An 886-nucleotide genomic window follows, 5' to 3' on the forward strand; every position below is an offset into this window, starting at 1 on the left:
GGGTTTTTAACTACTACAGCTAATCGCCCCCACGACTGAAAAACAGAGCCGGCGTAGCGTGTATGTAAGGTTTCGCGGTAAAAAAAGGTAAATAACATAGCCACCGAGCCAAACACGGCTAAAGCAGCAAACATCATATGCCAATTAGCAATTTTTAGTAGCAATGCGCCCAGCACAGGCGCCACCATAGGGGCAATAATAACCAGCGACATAATAGTGGCGATAATTTTTTCTCGCTCGCGGCCATCGTACAAATCTTTTACTATTGCCGTGGCGACAACCGTTACTGCACTTCCGCCAAAGGCTTGTAATAAACGCGCGCCTATAAGCATTTCTACAAAATTAGATAACGCACAAAGCACACTGCCTATTACGTATATTCCAAGACCCATAAGCAAAATAGGTTTACGGCCAAATTTTTCACTTAGTGGGCCCCAAAACAATAGTCCTATGGCGTAGGCTGCAAAGTATACGCTAAGTGTTAAGTTAACCATGGCTTGGTTAGTATTTAGTTTCTCTACCATAGTAGGTAAAGCAGGAAGATATAAATCGGTAGTTAAAGGGGGAAATGCACTAGGGCGTGTTGATCTTTGATGGTTGAATTTGCAGCAGTATGTTTGGTTTTTAGGCAAGGCGGAGCCTATGAAGTGTGGTTATTCCCCATAAATAGGCGATAACGCAGCATAAATGCCAAACATGCGCTGCCCTTCGGGTTCTGCCTAGGGGCGATGAACTCTTTGTTGCCTACATGGATGTAGGTAAGGGGCGTGAGCAGGACGCGGAAGCTTTACTCGGTTTTTACTTATTCTTACAGGGATGTAAGTCATTAGAATAACGCAGGAGCAGTTATCGAGCCCACTAGGTTACAAACCTCGCGCCGCGATTT

1 protein-coding gene is annotated in these 886 nt (G+C 44.9%); it reads right to left on the minus strand.

All coding sequences use genetic code 11. The features are described 5' to 3' along the window. Positions 1-632: MFS transporter (locus L650_RS0108035; protein WP_128081052.1), on the minus strand; the 632-nt coding region annotated here is incomplete at its 3' end. Between the last annotated feature and the right edge of the window lie 254 nt (positions 633-886).

It is taken from the genome of Pseudoalteromonas sp. TB51, from assembly GCF_000498055.1.
GTDB classification, from domain to species: Bacteria; Pseudomonadota; Gammaproteobacteria; order Enterobacterales; family Alteromonadaceae; genus Pseudoalteromonas; species Pseudoalteromonas atlantica.